This window comes from Nocardia sp. NPDC004711, from assembly GCF_053601595.1.
Genome location: NZ_JBSGCB010000053.1, coordinates 1 through 19,417, shown reverse-complemented (window position 1 = coordinate 19,417; position 19,417 = coordinate 1). Strand labels below are relative to the sequence as shown.

At 64.0% G+C, this 19,417-nt stretch carries 13 protein-coding genes and 1 rRNA gene; 7 read left to right on the top strand and 7 right to left on the bottom strand.

From position 1 onward, the window contains the following. Positions 1-128 precede the first annotated feature (128 nt). Positions 129-386 carry a hypothetical protein gene (locus ACWEKS_RS37985; RefSeq protein ID WP_452344567.1) on the bottom strand — a complete coding sequence of 86 codons (258 nt, stop codon included), beginning with the start codon at positions 384-386 and terminating at the stop codon, positions 129-131. A gap of 668 nt (positions 387-1,054) precedes the next feature. On the opposite strand from ACWEKS_RS37985, the gene ACWEKS_RS37980 reads away from it, so the two are divergent. After that, the gene (locus tag ACWEKS_RS37980) at positions 1,055-1,387 is read left to right on the top strand and encodes a hypothetical protein (RefSeq protein WP_452344566.1); all 333 of its coding nucleotides are present in this window, start codon (positions 1,055-1,057) and stop codon (positions 1,385-1,387) included. A 47-nt stretch (positions 1,388-1,434) separates the two neighbouring features. On the opposite strand, the gene ACWEKS_RS37975 is transcribed toward ACWEKS_RS37980, so the two are convergent. Continuing rightward, the gene (locus ACWEKS_RS37975) at positions 1,435-3,102 is read right to left on the bottom strand and encodes a DUF262 domain-containing protein (RefSeq protein WP_452344565.1); all 1,668 of its coding nucleotides are present in this window, start codon (positions 3,100-3,102) and stop codon (positions 1,435-1,437) included. A gap of 530 nt (positions 3,103-3,632) precedes the next feature. Between ACWEKS_RS37975 and ACWEKS_RS37970 the strand changes: the two genes are divergently transcribed. Continuing rightward, positions 3,633-7,658 carry an AAA domain-containing protein gene (locus ACWEKS_RS37970; protein WP_452344564.1) on the top strand — a complete coding sequence of 1,342 codons (4,026 nt, stop codon included), beginning with the start codon at positions 3,633-3,635 and terminating at the stop codon, positions 7,656-7,658. Continuing rightward, positions 7,658-8,545: a hypothetical protein gene (locus ACWEKS_RS37965; RefSeq protein WP_452344563.1), complete on the top strand. Its 888-nt coding sequence runs from the start codon at positions 7,658-7,660 to the stop codon at positions 8,543-8,545. Before ACWEKS_RS37970 ends, ACWEKS_RS37965 begins: the two co-directional genes overlap by 1 nt. A 587-nt stretch (positions 8,546-9,132) precedes the next feature. Here the strand turns inward: ACWEKS_RS37965 and ACWEKS_RS37960 are convergent. After that, entirely contained in the window at positions 9,133-9,339 is a 207-nt protein-coding gene (locus ACWEKS_RS37960; RefSeq protein ID WP_452344562.1) for a DUF397 domain-containing protein, read from the bottom strand. Beyond that, positions 9,336-10,235, bottom strand: a complete 900-nt coding sequence (locus ACWEKS_RS37955; RefSeq protein ID WP_452344561.1) for a helix-turn-helix domain-containing protein — start codon at positions 10,233-10,235, stop codon at positions 9,336-9,338. The genes ACWEKS_RS37960 and ACWEKS_RS37955 overlap by 4 nt, the downstream gene beginning before the upstream one ends. Before the next feature lie 1,225 nt (positions 10,236-11,460). Here ACWEKS_RS37955 and ACWEKS_RS37950 point away from each other — a divergent pair. Further along, positions 11,461-13,305 carry an ATP-binding protein gene (locus ACWEKS_RS37950; RefSeq protein ID WP_452344560.1) on the top strand — a complete coding sequence of 615 codons (1,845 nt, stop codon included), beginning with the start codon at positions 11,461-11,463 and terminating at the stop codon, positions 13,303-13,305. Positions 13,306-13,593: 288 nt separating this feature from the next. Beyond that, positions 13,594-15,111, top strand: a complete 1,518-nt coding sequence (locus ACWEKS_RS37945) for a plasmid pRiA4b ORF-3 family protein (protein WP_452344559.1) — start codon at positions 13,594-13,596, stop codon at positions 15,109-15,111. A gap of 119 nt (positions 15,112-15,230) precedes the next feature. Here ACWEKS_RS37945 and ACWEKS_RS37940 read toward each other — a convergent pair whose 3' ends face one another. Beyond that, complete coding sequence (locus ACWEKS_RS37940) at positions 15,231-16,283, bottom strand: FAD-dependent monooxygenase (RefSeq protein ID WP_452344558.1); 1,053 nt, start codon at positions 16,281-16,283, stop codon at positions 15,231-15,233. Between the two features lie 614 nt (positions 16,284-16,897). Here ACWEKS_RS37940 and ACWEKS_RS37935 point away from each other — a divergent pair. Further along, positions 16,898-17,926 (top strand): SEC-C metal-binding domain-containing protein, encoded by a 1,029-nt coding sequence (locus ACWEKS_RS37935; RefSeq protein WP_452344557.1) that lies wholly within the window; start codon positions 16,898-16,900, stop codon positions 17,924-17,926. A gap of 286 nt (positions 17,927-18,212) precedes the next feature. Then, positions 18,213-18,485 (top strand): hypothetical protein, encoded by a 273-nt coding sequence (locus ACWEKS_RS37930; protein ID WP_452344556.1) that lies wholly within the window; start codon positions 18,213-18,215, stop codon positions 18,483-18,485. A 240-nt stretch (positions 18,486-18,725) separates the two neighbouring features. On the opposite strand, the gene ACWEKS_RS37925 is transcribed toward ACWEKS_RS37930, so the two are convergent. Together ACWEKS_RS37925 and rrf are read right to left on the bottom strand one after the other, a co-directional pair. Next, positions 18,726-19,235 (bottom strand): SUKH-3 domain-containing protein, encoded by a 510-nt coding sequence (locus tag ACWEKS_RS37925; RefSeq protein ID WP_452344555.1) that lies wholly within the window; start codon positions 19,233-19,235, stop codon positions 18,726-18,728. A gap of 106 nt (positions 19,236-19,341) precedes the next feature. Further along, positions 19,342-19,417 (bottom strand): 5S ribosomal RNA (gene rrf / locus ACWEKS_RS37920); the annotation flags it as partial.

Here is a 19,417-nt window from a genome sequence, read left to right as displayed (position 1 = left end):
GCGACCGCCTGTTCAAGGGCGGGCGGGAGGGTCGCGGGGAGGAGTGCGCTGTGGACGGCTACCGACTGAGCTTTCGCGGGCAGACCGGCGCCGCTGGTGACGCACGGCTACGGCGTTGTGATCGCTGATCAGGGCAGCAGAATCTTGTGCTCGTGGTTCGCGACGGCTTCCTGGAGCCGGAACCGCGACAGTGTGTGCGGCCCGCACTCGCAGGAAGCGGGCAACGCGTCATCGACAAAGCCATCACCGGCAAGCAGATCCGTGAACCGGGTGCCATGCCCGCGAGCGCTGTGCGCAGCATCGACGAAATCACGCGACCCGTGCGCGTGCGGCCCGGTCGCCGACTGATACACCGCACCGGCCGGCGTATCGAACACCGCCGCCACGCGGTGACCACAACCGCACCGCACCTGCGTCAACGTATGCCCCGCCCGGTCCGTCAGCGAGTCCAGCGTGTGCTGGGCCAGCTGGCGTCGTTCCGGCGCGGTCAGATTCGAGACATTTGTCATCAATCCACGATCACTCCTCTAGGTCTCAGCAGCAAGGCCCAAATGCCCGAGAAAAAGGACGACCGGCCCGCTTTTTCCATGTGACGTCGCTTGCTCCGAACCACGTCTGCTCGAGAGCCCCTTCGTCGAAGAGATCAACTGGGCCCTGGCCCGCCAGTTCGGCTACGGCAAAGACTCGAAGTAGGCCATCCACGCCGATGTCTTTCGGTCGCGGCTGATCAGCCCGCCGCCTCCCACTGCTCACCGTCCCCGATGAACCGGGCCTTCATCACCGAGGGTGAGGAGCGCGCAACGTACATCAAGGTCGGCGTTAGCTACGTTTAACACCTATAAAGTCAGCCAAGCGCAGAGTTGGTCGACTGACTCGAACGAGACCGCGTCAACTGGCCACCACACCGCAGCGAAGAGCGCGTCTGGAACCCGGGTCAGCGTCACGGCTCGCGGGCGGATCGGACCTTGATGGGATCACGGTCGCCATTCAGCCCAGAATAGGCGAGCTCGAATACGATCCGACCGGGCCCGTTGCTCATGCCCAAGAAGCGGCGTTGATTGCGATAGCCCGCCTCGAGGCCGGGTTTGGCGAGCACCTCATGCCACTGGTCAGCTTCCTGCTATGCAGTGAGTCTGTCGCGTCCTCGAAGATCGAACATATCGATGCGGGCTGGCGAGCCTTCGGCAACGCTGTCGCCGGAGGTAAGGCCAGCGACGATGCGAAGTCGCAATTGGCGGCGGCCAAGGCCCTGATCGCGATGGTCGATGCGGCCGGTACGGGCAGCATCAGGCCGGACGATCTGCTCGACGCACATCAATTACTGATGGCCATCGACCACTACACCGCCCGCGACGCGGGACAGATCCGGATGTGCAGAACTGGATAGGCGGCAGCGGCTACACGCCAATCAATGCCGCGCACGTCCCGCCACACCTACGACAGCGCGACCGCGTCCTCGACGATCCGGCGCGCGACCTCGAAACGAACCCGCACGCGTTTGGGGTCGGCGGTAGAGGCGCTGATCGCGGCGATGTATTCGTTGTTCTTCGCCATGGCCGCGCGAGCCTCGGCGACAATTCGGGGCCGAGCGCGCTCGAGCTGGTCGGGGTGGTAGGCGGACAGAACGACACCCCAGCTTTCCAGCAGCGCCCGGTTGATCGGTGAGCGCCGATCGTTGCCGGCGGGCCAGCGCCGGAAGGCATAGTCGCCGAAAATGATTCGCGCGTTGATCATGCCGCGTTCGAAGGCGGCGAACCAGGATTCGAGGTGAGCGTCGGAGATCTGACCAACGTCGTCGATGAGTTCGGTGGTGGCGTCGAGCAGGTTCTCCAATGACCCGTAGGAGTCGTACTCCTGCAGATCCGGAAGGGTATAGAAGGCCAGGAAACGCAGGACGGCCTCACGGTCGTTCATGCGGACGTGATTGCGCAGCACGCCGCCGGTCGCCGCGTGGAAGACCTCGGCGGAGGCACACCGTTTGAGCAGGTTCCGGCTGCGCGCGCTGCTCATGCAGTGCCGGATCTCCATGGCATTCAACGGCTCTCCACCGGTGTTGATGCGCTTGAAGATGTCGTATTTGACGCGGTTGGGCGTGGACGGCTCGATCACGTGCACCACGATCTGGGCGTTGTGAAGGCGGCGGCGCAGTGGCGGATCCAGTTCGGCGAAGGTCTTCTCGCGCTCGCCATCGAGGTATTCGAGCTCGTCGAGAGCGAAACCGCTCTTCACGAACTCGTGCACGGTGGACAGCCGTTGCAGGCCGTCCACCACGCGGAACATCCCTCCGCGGTCCTCGGCGAAATAGAAGGCCGGCAAAGGAATCTGCAGCAGCAGGCTTTCGATCAGCCGAGACTTCTGGCGGCCCTTCCACACTCGGTTGCGTTGAAAATCGGGCGCCAATTCGAGATCACCGTCGTCGATCATGTCGAGGACATTGCGCAGGGAGAACGTGCGGGTGGAGATCCGGATCTGTTCGGGATCCCAGGGCGCCGCCGGGCGGCCGTCGAACGGGTGGTCGTCCCGCTCGATTTCGACACCGGTCGGCTCACCGTAGAAGACTTCCTCCACCACGGCTGGGGCCTGATCACGCAGGGTCACGGTGGTGTCGGCTGGTGATGTCGCGATTGCCGGTGCGCTGGAACGGAAGTAGTGGTCGAAGACGCTGGTGGTGCGGGCGTCCAGCTCGGCCGCAGCGAGCCCGGCGAATGCGGCGACGTCACTCATGGCGGGCAACCACCGGTTCTCCACCACCGCCCCCAGACGGTGCGCGAATTGCTGGCGCCGCTCGGCCTCGTCGAGGAACGGCGGCAGGAAGCAGCCGAAGATCAGCCGCAGCGAGGGGCCACCCAGACCAAGGAAATACAACCAGTAGGGAAACTCATCGTCGAGCCGTAGCACGAACTGACGGACCGGTTCCATCTCGAACAGCTCGGTCGGGATGTGCTCGTAGCCTTCGATGACCAGTTCGACTGCACCCATGAAGATTCGCGCGCGTTCAGGCGAAACGAAGCACGAGTTGAGGGCCTCGAGGGCGGGCCCCAGGTCCCCCCTTTCGATATCCTCGCGCGGTATCACGACAACCAGCTGATCGGGAGAGAACACCAAGCTTCCTTATGGTTCGAGTAGTCCGCCGAACCACCCTACCGAGGCGGCCGCGCACACGGATCCTTCCGCCGACCGCTGACCGGAAAACACCAGCTCGAACGCCTTCTCGCTGAATCGGTCACTGTATCGGTCGATTTCACCGACGCTCGGGTTCGCGTAGTTGTCCGGCCATGGAGAAGGTGAACATGGTCGCGGAGATCACGGTTGGCACGCCGCCGAACTGATCAACTGCGGCACCGAAGATTTCGACCCAACTCTGCTGATGACTCGACGAACTGTCGCAGGCAGGGCAGCGCCAACGATGGGCCCGGCGAGATGTGAGATCCAGCGCCGGCACGACAAACGACTGGCACAACAAATCCAGACGTGTTGTGCCGATCAGCAGACATCCTGCGCCTTTGGTGCCCGGACGTGGCTCGAGCCACCCCACCGCCGTGGAGGTCGTGCGATCCTGGCAGGTCCGCCGCGAGTCGGCGGGCTGTGCGTACTGATACGTCCGCTAGCCGTAGCTCGAGGGGGATCTCGACATGACCACGACCATCGACACAGCGAAGCGAGAGCTGATCGCGGCCAAAGCCGCTGAATGGCGGGATCGGCTGGTCGATCTCAGCTTCCGCAACACCCTGCTGTATTTCCACAACACTAAGAACGGCAGCCTCGACCTGTCCGAAGCCGATCCGGACGTTCTCGCCGATCTGGAGACCGGCAAATCAGTGACATTGAGGATGCTGTTCGCCGACACCGACCGCCATCGAGACGCCTGCACTCGCGCACGCAGCTTGAGTCGGCGCATCACTCTGCTCGGCGAAGAGCAGGGTATCGATGCCGGACGCGCAGCATTCGGATTCATCCGCACCGGCGCGTCCCAACGCGGTGGCTCGGGATCGGCGGCTCCCCTGAGGGCGCCGCTGCTGCTGCGCCCGATGACGATCAAGGCTCGCACCGCCACCGAAAGCGATTACAGCCTCGAATTGGGCGAGGACCTCGAACTGAATCCGGTTCTGCTGTATGCACTCGATACCCAGTACGGCGTCGATACCCATCGCCTGCGCGGTGAACTCACCAAGATCGTGCGCCCCGACAGGGATCGAAACACTGTGGAACAGAACGCTTTTGATTTGTTGGCTGGTGCGGCACGTAAGCAAGGCATAGAGCTTCATCATGAACCCGCGGTAGCGCTGGGTGTGTTCAGCTACGAGAAACTCGCGATGGTCGGAGACCTCGCGACCTCCACGGATCTGCTGACCTCCCACGATGTCGTTGCGGCACTGGCCGGATACACACCTGCGCGCGAAGCGCTCGCCACCGATGCCGCCCGCTACCGCTCACGCGAGATCGACGAGCTGCATCCCGGTGAGGAATTCCTGGTGCATGACGCCGATTCTTCCCAGCATCGAGCGGTCATGGCGGCGTTGGCTGGACAGAACGTGCTCATCGAAGGTCCTCCGGGCACCGGCAAAAGTCAGACCATCGCCAACATCATCGCCGGTGCTGCTGCGCGCGGGCAAACCGTGTTGTTCGTCGCCGAGAAGCGCGCCGCAATCGATGCAGTTAAGAACCGCCTGATTAAGATCGGGCTCGGCCGATTGATGCTCGATCTGCACCAGGACCACGCCTCCAAACGGGACCTTGCGCGCCAACTGGCCGAGAGCCTCGATCACGCCGGCAAGGAACCTCGGGTCGAAGTCGGCTCGCTGCACGACAACCTCGCCGGTGCACGACGACGATTGGTTGAGCACTCCCGGGCCCTGCACGCCCAGCGCGATCCCTGGGGTGTCAGTGCATACGACGTTCGCGCTCGCCTGCTCGACCTACCAAAGTTAGAAATCGGCTGCTCGTTCCACGGCGAGCACCTGAGACTGCTCGACAAGGACACCGCCGCGGCTCTCGAGCAAGCTCTACAGGAGTTCGTGTTTCTGGGTGGGATGAAGATCCTGCGCCAGGAAACACCATGGTGCCGCACCGGTGTGCGCGACCAGAACCAGGTTGAGCGCATCCTCATCGAGTTGAACGACCTTGCCGGCAGCACGCTGCACCGCAGCCAGCAAGGCATGGACCATGTACTGCGAACGACCGGTCTGGCCCGGCCGGACTCCGTCACCGGCTGGCAGGATGTTCTCGAACTGCTCGATGAGGTCTCCACTTCGGTGCAGATGTTCGGTCCCGCCATCTTCGGTGACGACCTCGACACCGTTTACCTCGCCACCGCAGATCGTAAGCAGCGCAAGCAGATCGCCCCCAATCGCACGATCGGCTGGTTCGAGCGCCGTCGGCTGCTGAAACAGCTACGTGAACTCACCGGCGGCAGGATCTATGCCCGCGTGGTACTGCACACAGAGCTGGGAAAGGTTCGCGCCCAACGGCATCGGTGGAAACAATTGGGCGGATTACACTCCGAACCCACCCAGGTCGCCGGTCTGGCCGGCATCATCGGCGACTATCAGCGGCTGCGCCGTCAACTCGCTTCCGTGGCGCTGTCGGCACAACGACCAGAACTCGAAACCGGTCCCGAGCCGCAGATCGGTCAGTGGCTCCAAGAACTCCGCGCCGACAAAGACATGCTGTTCAGAATGCCGAGACTGAACCAGCATCTCGACTACTTCCGAACCCTTGGGCTCGACGCTTTCCTCAGCCACGCCGCCCGGCTCGAGCTCAACGCCCCAGATACCTGGCTGGCCTTCCAACGGGCCTGGCTCGCCTCGCTCGACGACGAATTCAAACTCCGCATCCCCGAGATCGGCCAGTTCGTCGCCGAGCAAATGACCGCGGCCGCTGAGGACTTCCGCGGCGCCGACATCAGTCACCGGAACCTGAGCGCAAATCGTGTTCGCTACGAGGCGGATACGCGTTCGCGCACCCGCAGGGACGCCTACCCCGAGCAGACCCGAATCCTGCGCGCGCAAGCCGCGCGCAAGTCCCGGCATATGGCACCGCGCAAATTGGTCGAACAGACCTCCGACGTGCTGCTTGCCCTGCGGCCGTGCTGGGCGATGTCACCGCTGGTTGTCAGTCGCATGTTGCCCGCCCAGAAATTGTTCGATCTGGTGATCTTCGACGAAGCCAGTCAGATCCGACCGCACGATGCGATCACCTCGATCATGCGCGGCGCGAAGATCGTCGTCGCCGGGGATGAAAAACAGCTTCCTCCGACCGATTTCTTCCAGCGAGTGCTCGACAGCGACGACGAACCCGACGACGACCAGGACAGCCTGTTCGACTACGAGTCCATCCTGACTGCGCTACGCCCACTACTTCCCATCAACCAGACACTGACCTGGCACTACCGCAGCACCGACGAGCGGCTGATCGCCTTCTCCAACCACACCGTGTATCAGGACAAGCTGGTGACCTTTCCCGGCTCGCACACAATCAGCCCCGTTTCGCTGGTGCGCGTCGACGGGCGCAGCTCACCGGGCCAGGACGGCTCAGCGCCCGAAGAGGTCGCCAAGGTCGTCGAGTTGATTATCGACCACGCCCGGACCCGACCCGACCGAAGCTTGGGCGTGATCGCACTCAACGTCAAACACCAGGCCAGGATCGAACGCGCCTTCACCCAAACCCGTCAACAACATCCAGACCTCGACGAGTTCTTCTCTACCGACGTCGACCCCACCCGGCGGTTCTTCATCAAGAACCTCGAAAGCGTGCAAGGCGATGAACGCGACGCGATCATCCTCTCCGTTGGCATCGCCCGCGACAGCGCCGGCCGCATCTCCGGAACCAGCTTCGGCCCGCTCAATCGCGAAGGCACCGAACGGCGGATCAACGTCGCGGTCACCCGCGCTACCTCCCGCATGACCGTCGTCGCCTCCTTCTCCGCAGCCGATCTATCCCCCGCGGTGAAGAACGGCACCGCACTGCTGCGCGCCTACCTCGAATTCGCCGAGCACCATGGACGAATCGACGAAATCGGAATCCAGAAAGACGTCGAACTCAACGGCTTCGAACGCGCCATCGCAGACGCACTCGCAGACCAAGGCATCACGGCCTTTCCGCAGTGGGGTGTATCCGACTACCTCATCGATTTCGCCCTGGTGCACCCGCAACAACCCGGTCGCATGATCCTCGCCGTCGAAGCCGACGGCCACCGCTACCACAGCTCGGCTTCCGCACGGGACCGTGACCGGCTTCGCCAAGCACACCTCGAGAAGCTGGGCTGGCGATTCCACCGAGTCTGGTCATCGGCCTGGTTCGCCGACCCCGCCTGCGAAACTAACAAGATCGTCACCGCCTGGCGCGCCGCCGTAGCCGACGCCGACACAGAACCAGCCGTCGCTGCGGTGCCGATCATCGACGCGGTATCGACCCCACAGCCACCGCCGCGCGGCCCCCGCCCGAACATATTGGCCGGCAAGAAGATCGCCGATTACTCCAATCAGGAACTGATCAGTATCTGCCGCTGGCTGATGACCGACGGTCTGCAACTGGACAGAGAAGAACGCCTGACCCAGGTTATGGCTGAACTCTGCTTCCACCGCCACGGAAGCAGAATCGTCGAACGCCTGCTTACCTCTATCGATACCGCCCAACGCCTCACCGATCAGGAGCAGTGATGAAGCCGCTCGATCCACGCACCCTCGACCGTCTCAGCGGAATCATCGTCGATGTCCAAGGCCCTTACGAACGCAAAGGATTTCAACTCGAAGCCCTACTCCGGCACGCAGGCTGGTCCGATGCACCGATCTACGACGGATCTCCGCGCATCCCGTGGCTGCGCGATCAACTTGACGCACGCCGTGATGACCCCGCCGACCTGGAGCGCCTGCTCTGCCGCGTCTGCGACCCCATCGAATACGACGACGGGCCCTCCACCGCTGAGGAATTCCGGAGGGCCCTCAACACCGCTTTGGCACCCGAACAGATGATCATCACAACCGTCAGCGGCCGCCCCGTCCTGGGCACACTCGGATCCGACGGGCACGAGGCAACCTTCACCGAACCTCCGGACATGCGCCACCGTGTCGAATCCCTGGTCACCGATTCCCAAACCGTTGATGTGCTGATGGGACGTGCCGAAGAAGCCCGCATCTGCGTCGCCGGCGGCGCCTACCGCATGGCCACCATCGGTATCGGCACTTTCATCGAAGGACTGCTGCTCGCCGTCTTGCTCGAACACGACGAAGATCTGCGCGCCAATGGATTTCCCGACATCCGCCGCCGGACTCCCGCGGACCGGCGGAACAACAAACGCATCTCACCCGACTTTGCATCGATGGAACTGCTGATCGAAACCGCCTTCAACAAGCAGTGGGTCCAACTCGACGTCACCGCCTTCGTGCACACCATTCGCGACTTCCGCAACTTCATCCACCCGAGAAAGGAAATCGACGAACAGCCCCGATTCGACGCCGACACCGTCATGCTCTGCTGGGGACCGGTCCACGCACTCCTCAACGACCTCGAACAGAACGTCCCACGCCCGACCGCCGACCTGAATTGAACGCCTGCGCAGGTGCAAACCTGACCGAACCGCGGATCCTCGACGAGGGCGATGAACCTCCGAGATTGACGGCGGGAAACCATGCTACGGCGTACACGAGGCGGGACGCCGAGCAACTCGAACGCAAGGCTCGAAGTGCGATCGCATTACTAAGGGCGACAGGCAGATTGGTTTCCACAGCGAGCCTCGACAATCGCCAGTCACGATGTGGCCTCGCACCTGCACAAGATGGGCTACGAGCCGGACAAGTTTGCGACGTTCCTACGGCGGTGGGAGGCTGACCTGACCCCGTGATTTCGGTCTGGGTGGACCGGACCACGGGGTCCCGTCAAGGCCACCGAGCCTGAGGCATCGACGGGGAGCTGGAACACCAACCTGCAGACATACCTGAACCATGAGCGGATCAAGTCCGTCATCATCGATTCGGTCCGGTACGCCAAAGGGCTGGCGGAGGGCAGCCGGTCGTTGGTGCAAGAAGCTGCATTGGCCACGAGCCCGGTCGCGAAACTCCGCTTGGCTCACGATGTTCGGAGGACGGAGCGCCGTTCCGATCCGGAATTCGTGGACACGGCGCTTCGAGCGAGCACCTAGGGTTGATCGAAGGTGCCCGCCTTCACTGCGCTCGTAAAGCAGTCCCATTCCGATCCATCGAAGACCAGGACTGGGCTGGCATCTCCGAGCTTCGAATCACGTACGCCAACACCGCCTCCACTCAAGTGGGCGGCTTCCACGCACGTTTCACCTCCCTGACTCCTGCTGCTCTTGAACCAGTGCGCACCGGATAGATCGTTCACGCCTCGCACTCCGTCGCTGCGCACCTCAGAAGGTTTTTGGTCTCAGCGTCATTCAACGCTATCCAGCCGAGCTTCGTATACGCGTCGCGGTAGCGAGACACATCGATATCGCTGTCGTAGTACATCCTGGAACCGTAGGACTCCACATAAACGGTTGAGGGCTCCACGGGCTCATACGTCCCGGGGTCCGTGGGAAAGTCCAAGATCACAAACGGGCCAACGTGACCGCCCAGAGGGAATCCGCCACTGAATGGGATCACCCGCACCCTGACGTTCGGGGGCGCGTCGGCCAGAAGGCGGAGTTGGGCAGCCATGATTTTGCGCGAACCAGCAACACGCCTCACGGCCGCCTCATCAATGAGCAGATCGACTTCAAGGGGAGACAGTCGCCGCGTGATCGCGGTCTGCCGCTGCATTCGAACCTGCACTCGCTGTTCCAATTCCATGGCCGTGTCCAAGGTGAAGAACACTCGATTCAACGCCCTGGCGTAGTCGGCAGTCTGGACGATCCCAGGCACGGTGTCAGGCTGGTAGGTGATCATCCGATCGGCCGCCATCTCCAACGACATGTAGGTCTCGAACTCGGCCGGAATCAGATCCTCATACCTTGCCCACCAGTGGGACTCATCAGCTGGCCGAGTGCGCCGATCCGCCTGCAGCGTAAGAGCCTTCATCTGTTGTGTGCGCTCCTCCGACACGCTGTAGAGCTTGCACAGCGCCTCGATATCAAGCTGCCTGATCCGCGGATTCTCGCCCTTCTCCAACCGCTGTAGCGTCCCAGCTCCTCGCTCGATCAGCCTGGCCGCATCGGCAAGCGAAAGCCCAACCGCTTGCCGCAACTCCCGGAGCTGCCTCCCCAACTGCCGTCGAGGAATCGTCGTCGGGTTCTTGCTCATCAGCATCGCTCCCGAATCTGGATGGCGCGCACGCCCGATCGTGGATGACTGCTTGGCGAACTGCGGATCTCATTGTCCGCGCATCGTGGAACCCACGCAGGGGAAACGGATGGATTCCCTTGGCTCGTCCAATCTCGCCACACGTACGAGGCCCCAAATCCTCTACTTACCCGACATCGGACGTCACCGTTCGCCACTGCTCGACACGAGTCAAAGGAGGTCGGAATGCCTTGGGACGCATGGGGCTACTGTCGATCCTCGCCCTCTGCACCGCCGTTATCCTCTGGTCTTGCTGGGGCTTCTACTCGGACAGCCACTCGGGAAGCCCCAGCTCCCTTCGACTTCCACTCACCGGAGGCGGACATCTCGACGTCCCCAATCGAACCGGCCACCCCGCCGGAAGACACCGATCCCGAAAACCGAAGGTGTGATCAACAATGACCCCTGCCGAGGTAGCCGTTCTGACCACACTCCACCCCGACAACACCCTGACCGCCGCACAGATCCAACAGACCTCAACCCTGACCAGCTGGCGAACCCGAAACGCCCTCGCCCAACTCGAATCCCGCGGGTTGATCATCCCCAGCCGCCCTCGCAGCCGATGGCGTCTCAGTAGCCGCGGCCGAATCGCACTCGCGATGAACGGAAACCGGTTCAGGTAACGATGCTCCGGTCAGCGGGATGAGGCCAGCTCAGGGGAACACAGCTATCCGACCAGGATGTCCGGCCTGCCGCGACCGCTCGCTGACCGCAACCCATCCGCGATCGGACCGCTGATCTGTTCCACGGCCACGTGCGGCGACGAGCAGGCCATTTCGCGCCAGTGCGGTCGCTAACCGTTCGTCGCGATCGATAGTCGAGATCCTTCCGACGCCGCGACGCCTGCGAATTCGGCCATGGCGACAGCGGCGCCGTTCCACCGCATGGTTACACGGCTCATCTCCGGCGGGGTTTGCTGGTCAACGTCGGGGGCCGGTACCGCCAGGATTCTTAACCTCGCCCTTGCATGATGAGATGTCTGTCGAGCGCAGATAGGTAGGGTTCACCGTGTGGTCTACGTTGTAACCCTTTCTGCTGCACAGCTTTCCAACTCGACCCTTGTAGGCGATCTCCGACTGAAGCAGCGACACACTCAGGCGTACAGGAAGGACACGGCCGAAGCTCAGGAGAACCGGCTGACGCTGTTCGTCAGGTATGAGGGAGACAACACCAACCGGTCCTTGGCATGCACCGCGGCGTCGGACTCGCCGACCTGCGCACCGAGCGCACCCGCGCGGTCAACGCCGTCACCGACCTGCGCGCCGAACACAGCCGCCTCGAACTGGAACGAGCCGGGCACGGCGGCAACCGGTTGAGCGAAATCGAAAGGGACATCAAACGACTCGCCGACGACCGGGTGGCGCGCGACAGCAAAGCCAGACGTTTCGGCGAACTACTCGACATAGCCGGACTGCGGCCGGTCCAAGACGCGGCGCAATTCGGCACGCGGCGGCGGGAAATCGGAGAGAACACCGCCACCGTGGACGACGCCGTCGCCACCCACCAGAACGAGCTGCAGCAACTGGCCTTTCAGCACCGCGACGCCACCCTCGACGCCGAGAGTGTCAACGGCGAACTGCGCAGCCTGCGCGATCGGCCCAGCAATATCCCTGCCCAGCAGCTGACCCAGCGCCAGCGGCTGTGCGCGGCGATCGGGCTGTCCGAAACCGCACTGCCCGACGCGGGCGAGCTGATCCAGGTCCAGCTGCAGGAGGGCGCCGCCGAGCGGGTACGGCACGGATTCGGGCTCGCCCTGCTCGTCGCCTCCGAACACTATGCGGCCGTATCGGATTGGATCGACGGCAATCATCTCGGCGGGCGCCTCGTGTACTTCCGGGTGGCCACCGCCCCCGCGCCGGAACGTCCCGCGCCGGTTCCCGACCGCGCCCTCTACACCAAACTGGAGATCAAGCAGTCGCCATTCACCGACTGGCTCGATCGGGAACTGCGCCACCGCGCCGACTACGAGTGCATCGACTCCATGACCGAATTCCGCCGCGCAAGAACGGCTCTCACCCGCAGCGGTCAGGTGAAGGGCGGCCGCGGCCGACACGAGAAGGATGATCGGCACCGCATCGACGACCGCCGCCACGATGTGCTGGGCTGGAGCAACCAGGGCAAGATCGACGCGCTGCTGGCCGACGCGCAGCGGCTGACCGGCGTACTCGCCAGGCTCGAGCGCGCGCAGCAGACCGCCCGGCAGCGGCTCGGCGAGTTGAACTCGCAGGCCAAGGCACTGACCCGGCTCGCCGAATTCGACAGTTTCGACGAACTGGACTGGGCGGCAGCCGTCCGCGCCATCGACGACCTGGAACGGGAGAAACAACAGCTCGAGAGCTCCTCTGGGGAACTGCGGACGATCACCGACCAGCTGCGGCGGGTGTCGGACAAGCTGGACCTGGCCGACAAGCGGACCGAAAAACTCAATGGCGACATCGCCGTGGCGGAACAGCGGATCGCCGACGCGCGAACCAGCCTGACAGCGGTGCAAGAGCTGCTCTCACAACCGGATTGCGCTCCGGCCCACGACCTGTTCACTGCACTGTCCGACACCGCACACCGCTACCCCGCCGACACCGTCGAAGCCTGCGACGCCGCCCAGACCCGGATCACCCGCGACCTGACCGGCCGCGCCGACACCGTCGCCAAGGAACAACGCGCCGCCGCCACCCGGGCCATCACGAAAATGACCGGCTTCCGGCGCAGCTACCCGCTCGAGACCGCCGAGCTCGATGACAACCCCGAATCTGCCGACGGCTACGCGGAACTGCACCGCAAACTCGCCGCCGACGACCTCCCCCGCTTCGAAGCCCGATTCAAGGAATACCTGAACACCAACACCATTCGCGATATCGCCGACCTGCACGCGCAACTCGAGAAGCAGGTGTCGCTGATCCGCGACCGGGTGGAGGTCATCAACCGCTCGCTGGTCGGCATCGACTACAACCCCGGACGCTACGTGCGCCTGGAACTGACCCCGACACTCAACGTCGACATCCGCCCTGAAGTGATGGGCCGCGCATGGTCGTGAGCGGTCGCCCCTGGCTAATCCCCAAGCTGGTTGTATTCGGCTGAGAGGAAGCCGTATTTGTCGCAATGGGATCTGGTAGCCCGACACCGTCCGCGTGGGGGGCACAGCACCGAGCCGGTGCTCGTCACCAAGGCCGTCAGCTCGGGCCTTCGGCCTTCGAGGATCTCACGATCCGTCGTTCGATCGACGTGCCGAGTGCCAGGCTTGGCACTGGGCCGGCAAACCGGACAGCGGACCCCGTGAGCGTCCACGGGCGGGCGACGCCGGGGGCCGAGTAGCGTGCTCGCTATGCCTCAGCGCGATATGGATCCCGACATCGAGCAAATGCTGGCTCAGCTGCATCCCGATGATCTGAAAGCGCTGATCGGGCAGTTGATGGAGAGCCCCCGCGAGGCGGAAGAGGTGCCGGTGCCCTCTCGACGCCGACCACGGCGGGAGCAGGCGATGACCTATCGCGTTCGCATCGATCTGGTGGATACCGAACCGCCCGTGTGGCGGCGGCTCGAGCTCTCGTCCGGACTGTTTCTCGACGAACTGCATGCGGCCATTCAGGCCGCGTTCGGCTGGACCGACAGTCACTTGCATCAGTTCGGCAGCGGGCCAGCGTATTACGACCGACGCACGGAGTACTACCTGTGCCCGTTCCAGGCCGACGAGGGTGAGCCGGGGATCCCGGAAGAGCAAGTCCGCTTGGATGAGGTGCTGGTCGATGTCGGCGACATCTTGCACTACCTCTACGACTTCGGCGACGACTGGCAGCACGTCATCGAGTTGGAGGCCGTGTCACCGCGCGAGCCCGCCGCGGCTCGGGCTGTGTGCACGGACGGCCGACGGCCAGGTCCGCCGGAGGACTGCGGCGGTGTCGGAGGATACGAATTGATCATTGCGGCAACTGATTCCGCACATCCTGAGCATCGTCGGGCAGTGGCCGAGTTCCGGAGTGTGTACGGCGAGGACGTCGATCAGAACTACTACTCGCCGGTCCCCTTCGACCTCGACACGATCAACGAGCGCCTCACCGCCATCGACCTGGAGATTCCCGCCGACCGGGAGCCCGGGCCGATCGACAGCACCGACGCCGACCTGCCTGAGCTGATGCGCGACGTCGTCATGCTCCAGCGGACAGCACCGCCGCCGGCTCGAAATCAATTGCGACAGCTGATCGATCGTGTAGAGCTCGGCATCCCGGTACATATCGACGAGGAGATCGCTTCCGCCGCGGTACACCCCTATCGCTGCCTCATCGAGCATCTCGGAACCAGCGGCATCACCCTGACCGGAGCTGGATATCTTCCACCGGCCGTCGTGTCGTCCATCTTCCGCGAGCTGAGCATGGACGAGGACTGGATCGGGAAGGGCAATCGCGAAGACCTGACGCCACCCGTCGCACAGCTGCGAGCGTCTGCACAGCAGATGGGCCTGGTGCGCAAATACCGCGGCAAGCTGTCGGCCACAACGAAAGGCCGTGCACTCCGCGAGGACCCGATTGCGTTGTGGTGGCACCTGGCAACGAAGACCGGTGAAAAGATCGGCAAGTACGGGGACGAGCCAGCCCTGCTGTATCTCATGGCAATCGCTGCCGGTGTGACCGATGGTGTCGACCGAATGGTCGCCGACCTCCTGACCGCCACAGGTTGGCGGCTCGCCGACGGGACCCCGCTCGAATCGGTGGACATCACATCCGCGGTCGGGCACCTGAGCGACGTGTTCGAACGGATGAACCTCTTACGGCGGGACCGCGCCACATTCGGACGCCAGTTCAGCTCACACGCAGCCGAGTTCGCACGGTCGATACTGTTGCGGTAGGTGTCTGACGAATGGTCACCCCGCCGTTGTGCGAGATGAATGAGACGGCAACTACGCGGACCTGGCCCCGGCTTAATGGAACAGCGAGGCGGAGAACAGATTCGGGCGAGCGTCGACCTCTATGTGCGCGGGCGCGGGATCACGCGCCGCGCCTGTTCCCGATCGGCAAGGATTTGCCGGCGACGCGCGGCCATCGCGTCCGCGGGCGAGTTCGCGCTGCGGACAGCTTGATAGACGGCGAGGGCGTCCTCCAGAGCGTCGCGAGCACCAACTCCGGCTGCGGGAGTGATTGCGTGGTCGGAGTCCCCGACGAGCAGAATCGGCAGGCTCGGCGCGGCTGCGCCTTCGAGGGAGACGTCGCGGGCATTGCTGACATGCACCGAATCCGTCAGTGCGAGCAACGTTTCGAGGTTCTCGCGGTTAGACGGGGCAGCCTCGAGTACGGTGTCGGCCCATTCGCCGACCGGGCGGAAGCCGAGATCGTCGGCGTCGAGCGGCGGACGTGCGATGCGCAGGAACCACAGGGCGGTGGTGTCCTCAGCGCGGCTCCAGACGTGCCCGAACGTGCTGCCGAGGCCGCCGAGCTCGGGAATCTCGGCGTAGAAGTGCAGGACATCGGGAGCCGTGGGCAATTCCAAGCCGGCCGTGGTCATGCCGTACAACACGACATCTCCGGCGTAGGTGGGGCGACGCTGCGGTTCCAGGCCGGCGCGCACGACCGAATCGATGCCATCCGCGCCAATGAGCAATGAATCGATGGCGGTGGTCTCACCGGCGCAATGGACAACCGCCGCTCCGCCATCCAGGGCCACGTTGGTGACTGCGGCCCCGGCGAGCACCTCGGCGCCGGACCCGTCCAAGAATTCGGTCAGGACGCCGATCAGGTTGCGGCGCAGCCAGAACCGGTGACCCTGACCCATTCGACTGGAATGCACGCCGGCGCTGTTTGTGTAGTCCAGGCCGTGCACCGGATGCGAGGCAGCGTGCAGGGCATCCCGGTCCAGTCCGAGCCCGGTCAGTGCGTCATGTCCGCGCTGGTCCAGAAACAGGAACGCACCGCCGCCAGAGGAGCCTGCCGATTGCTGTTCGTAGAGCGTCACTTTGTCTTGGGCGCGAGCCAGCGCACCTGCGAGCGCGATGCCAGCGATGCCGCCGCCGATGATGGTCGTCATTCGGATCTCCTGTGCGGTAATCAATCTGGGATACTCCCGGCGGAGGTGATCAGCCATCTCGACCACATCGCACCGGCCATTCGCAAGCCTATCCACGATGCGCCCTTGACCAGCAGGCGATCTCGACGGTCTCCGGGGTTCGCTTGGGTGTGGGCGCGCTCGTAAGCTGGTCGACGCACCGTGGCATGTTCGGTCAGCGGATGGCCTCCGCTCACCGCGCCAGCTGGAGCTGGAGCTGGAGCTGGAGCTGGAGCTGGAGCTGGAGCTGGAGACCAGCCATACCATCACACGGTCGTTCATCGCGCCGAGTAGCAGGCGTATCGTGAATCCTCTTTTGCGCCAAGTCATGTGACGGTCCGTGACAATCGATGCTGTCACCAGGATGACGAGGTGACCGTACCGGCTACGGGTGCCGAAGGTGACCGTGCGGATCTGGCCGCGAGACAACGCATGGTCGCGCTGACCCGAGCCCGCGACTACCTCTGGATCGGATTCATGCAAGACTGACCCGCCGCAATCCTGAGCCGCGAGACACCACGCTGCCCAGCCCCGGTCAGTATGCTTCCCCGAGTGGTGACGAAAGCCGAAACCACCGTCACCGTAAGAGGGGAAGAATGCCCGCTGAACCGACCGACGACGGCCAGCGCGACGCACTGCGGCGGAAGAAGGAGCGGCTGGAAGCCGAGAATGCCCGACTGACTGCGGAATTGGCGGCGGTCACGGCGGAATTTGCGGGCTTTCAGCAGCCTCCCGAGGAGATCGCCCAGGACTACGAGCGGGAGGCCGCGGCGGGCGACCCTTTGGACCGAGCACAGAACCTCACCGAGGCCGCCTCGTATTGGGCGATGGCCGGCGACTACGACAAAGCACGGCGGCGGTATCTGGACGCCATCGCCGACGGCGGTCCGGTCGCCGCCGACGCGCGCGTCTGGTATGCGACATTCCTGCTCGAGCACGGCGACGAGGAGGAGGCCTACGACCTGCTCGAGGTGGTATTCGCCGAGGGATCCGACGATTACCAGGCGTACGAGATTGCTGGCGAGGCCTTCGAGGAGCACGGGGATCTCGAGGAGGCACTGCGCTGGTTCGAATCGGGACTCGAGCGCGTGCGGATGTCCGCGGCAGACGATGACCTCCGGGAATCCTTGACACGATTCCGGCTGGCCTCGGGTCGCGCCCGCGTCCGCGAACTGCTCGGGCTGCCGGAGGATGAGACCGACTTGGGCGTCGACCAGCACCGCGCGCGCGTGATCGCCGATCTGACCCAACGCGACCTCCCCGTGAAACCCGTGCGAGCCGCTGTCCTGTTCTTCCCGGAACACGAATTCGCACAAGCCATTCGGCGATGGCCGGCCATGCACGCCTACGACACCTTCGATGAGCACCGTGCGGCGGTGGAACACTCCCTGCGTGAGCTCGAGCCGGGACGGTCGCCACGGGTGATCACCACGACTGTCGATGGGCTCGCCGAATACGCGGCCCGAACTGACGCCAACCCCGAACTACCCTCCACGCGAGCCGCTTTCGCGACGCAACTCGTCGACACCATCCACCACGCTGCACCCTGGCCACCCGGCCGAAATGACCCCTGCTGGTGCGGTTCCGGCCGCAAGTACAAGAAGTGCTGCGGGCGACCGGACTGAGATCCCGCCGATGAGGCGCTCGACGCGTGGAACGAGCGCGAGGAACCTTCCCGGTTGCACCCGGTCGCCAACCCGCCGAGTCCCGTGCAAATCGGGAGGGTCCGGACGACATCACAACAATCGCACACACATTCGATCCGACGCGATAGCTTCATCGCATGGTCGGCTCCAAACACGAAGCGATGCACCGGCTTTTCCAACGCCACCCGGACGTATTCGGCCGCGCGTTCGAGGCGCTGAACTCGGGTTGGGCAAAAGCCCGGCCGGACGACTCTGGAGGCAGTTGATGACCGTGGACCTCTCCTTTTTCCGCTCCGAAACCTCCCAGCGCCTGCGGGCGCAGGCCCGCACTGAGGGACGTGCCGAAGGACTCGCTAAAGGACGTGCGGAGGGGCTTGCCGTGGCCGTCATTCACACACTGGAGCGAAACGGAATCACCATCACCGCCGCGGCCCATGGGCGCATCACGTCCTGCACGGAACCCGAACGTCTCCTCGACTGGCTGGATAAATCCATTATGGCCAGCACCGTCGACAGCCTCTTCGACGACCCCGCATAACCTGCCGGATTACGGTGTCAGGCGCAGATGACCTTGCGCTAGGAGACAGAACTCGACCGTGGTGACGGGCCGACCGCACCCGTCACCACGACTGATCGACACCGATCGAGCCGCACACCTGCCCCTCGGCCGTCACGCTCGCTCCTCTGGAAGGTCTCTGATGTCGTATGCCTAGCGGCACAGTGAGATCCGAGACATTGGCATAGGCGGTTGTCATCTGATCTGAGGTTGTGCCGGCACTTAGGAGGCTCGGGTTTGCCGGGCTGGGGAGATCGGCCGGCCGCGGTGGTACGTGAGGATCTGGTCGGGGGTGCGGTGGCGACGGAGGATGAGATCGAGGGCCTGGGGGAAGGTGGGGCCCAGGAGGTGGAGGGCCAGGATGCCGTCGGAGACGACGTTGCCGTTGTCGAGCATCAGGAGGAAGGTTGTGCCGGTGGCGTTGGCGGCTAGGGGGGTCATGCGGTGGCCGAGGGCTGATTCGAAATCGGCGTAGCGGTCGTACATGCCGGTCGCTACGTCGATGGGGTCGAAGAAGATTGGGTCGGGAGGCCACAGGGCGCCGGCGAGGTCAGGGGGGCGGAGGGCGAGTTTGCCGAAGGATTCGAGGGTTGATGCCGCGGGGCGGGAGACGTGGAAGCCTTCGGCTTTCAGGCGGTCGATCCATTCGGTGATGTCTACTCGGCGACGTGGAGTCCAGCCCGCGGCTTTGAGAGCCTGCAGCGTGATTGGATTCGGCCAATAGAAGCGCATAGAGACTATTCGGTGCTGGATCGTGTTGGGCACGTATCGATTTGGTTGACATGCCCGGATACGCAGAAGGCCCCGACCACATTGGTCGGGGCCTTCGCGAAGGATGTTCCGGCGGTGTCCTACTCTCCCACACCCTGTCGAGTGCAGTACCATCGGCGCAGGTGGCCTTAGCTTCCGGGTTC

Coding starts and splice junctions, on each gene's coding strand:
- ACWEKS_RS37970 (WP_452344564.1), top strand. CDS start 3,633: ATGACCACGACCATCGACACAGCGAAGCGAGAGCTGATCGCGGCCAAA.
- ACWEKS_RS37965 (WP_452344563.1), top strand. CDS start 7,658: ATGAAGCCGCTCGATCCACGCACCCTCGACCGTCTCAGCGGAATCATC.
- ACWEKS_RS37955 (WP_452344561.1), bottom strand. CDS start 10,235: ATGAGCAAGAACCCGACGACGATTCCTCGACGGCAGTTGGGGAGGCAG.
- ACWEKS_RS37950 (WP_452344560.1), top strand. CDS start 11,461: ATGCACCGCGGCGTCGGACTCGCCGACCTGCGCACCGAGCGCACCCGC.
- ACWEKS_RS37945 (WP_452344559.1), top strand. CDS start 13,594: ATGCCTCAGCGCGATATGGATCCCGACATCGAGCAAATGCTGGCTCAG.
- ACWEKS_RS37940 (WP_452344558.1), bottom strand. CDS start 16,283: ATGACGACCATCATCGGCGGCGGCATCGCTGGCATCGCGCTCGCAGGT.
- ACWEKS_RS37935 (WP_452344557.1), top strand. CDS start 16,898: ATGCCCGCTGAACCGACCGACGACGGCCAGCGCGACGCACTGCGGCGG.
- ACWEKS_RS37930 (WP_452344556.1), top strand. CDS start 18,213: ATGACCGTGGACCTCTCCTTTTTCCGCTCCGAAACCTCCCAGCGCCTG.
- ACWEKS_RS37925 (WP_452344555.1), bottom strand. CDS start 19,235: ATGCGCTTCTATTGGCCGAATCCAATCACGCTGCAGGCTCTCAAAGCC.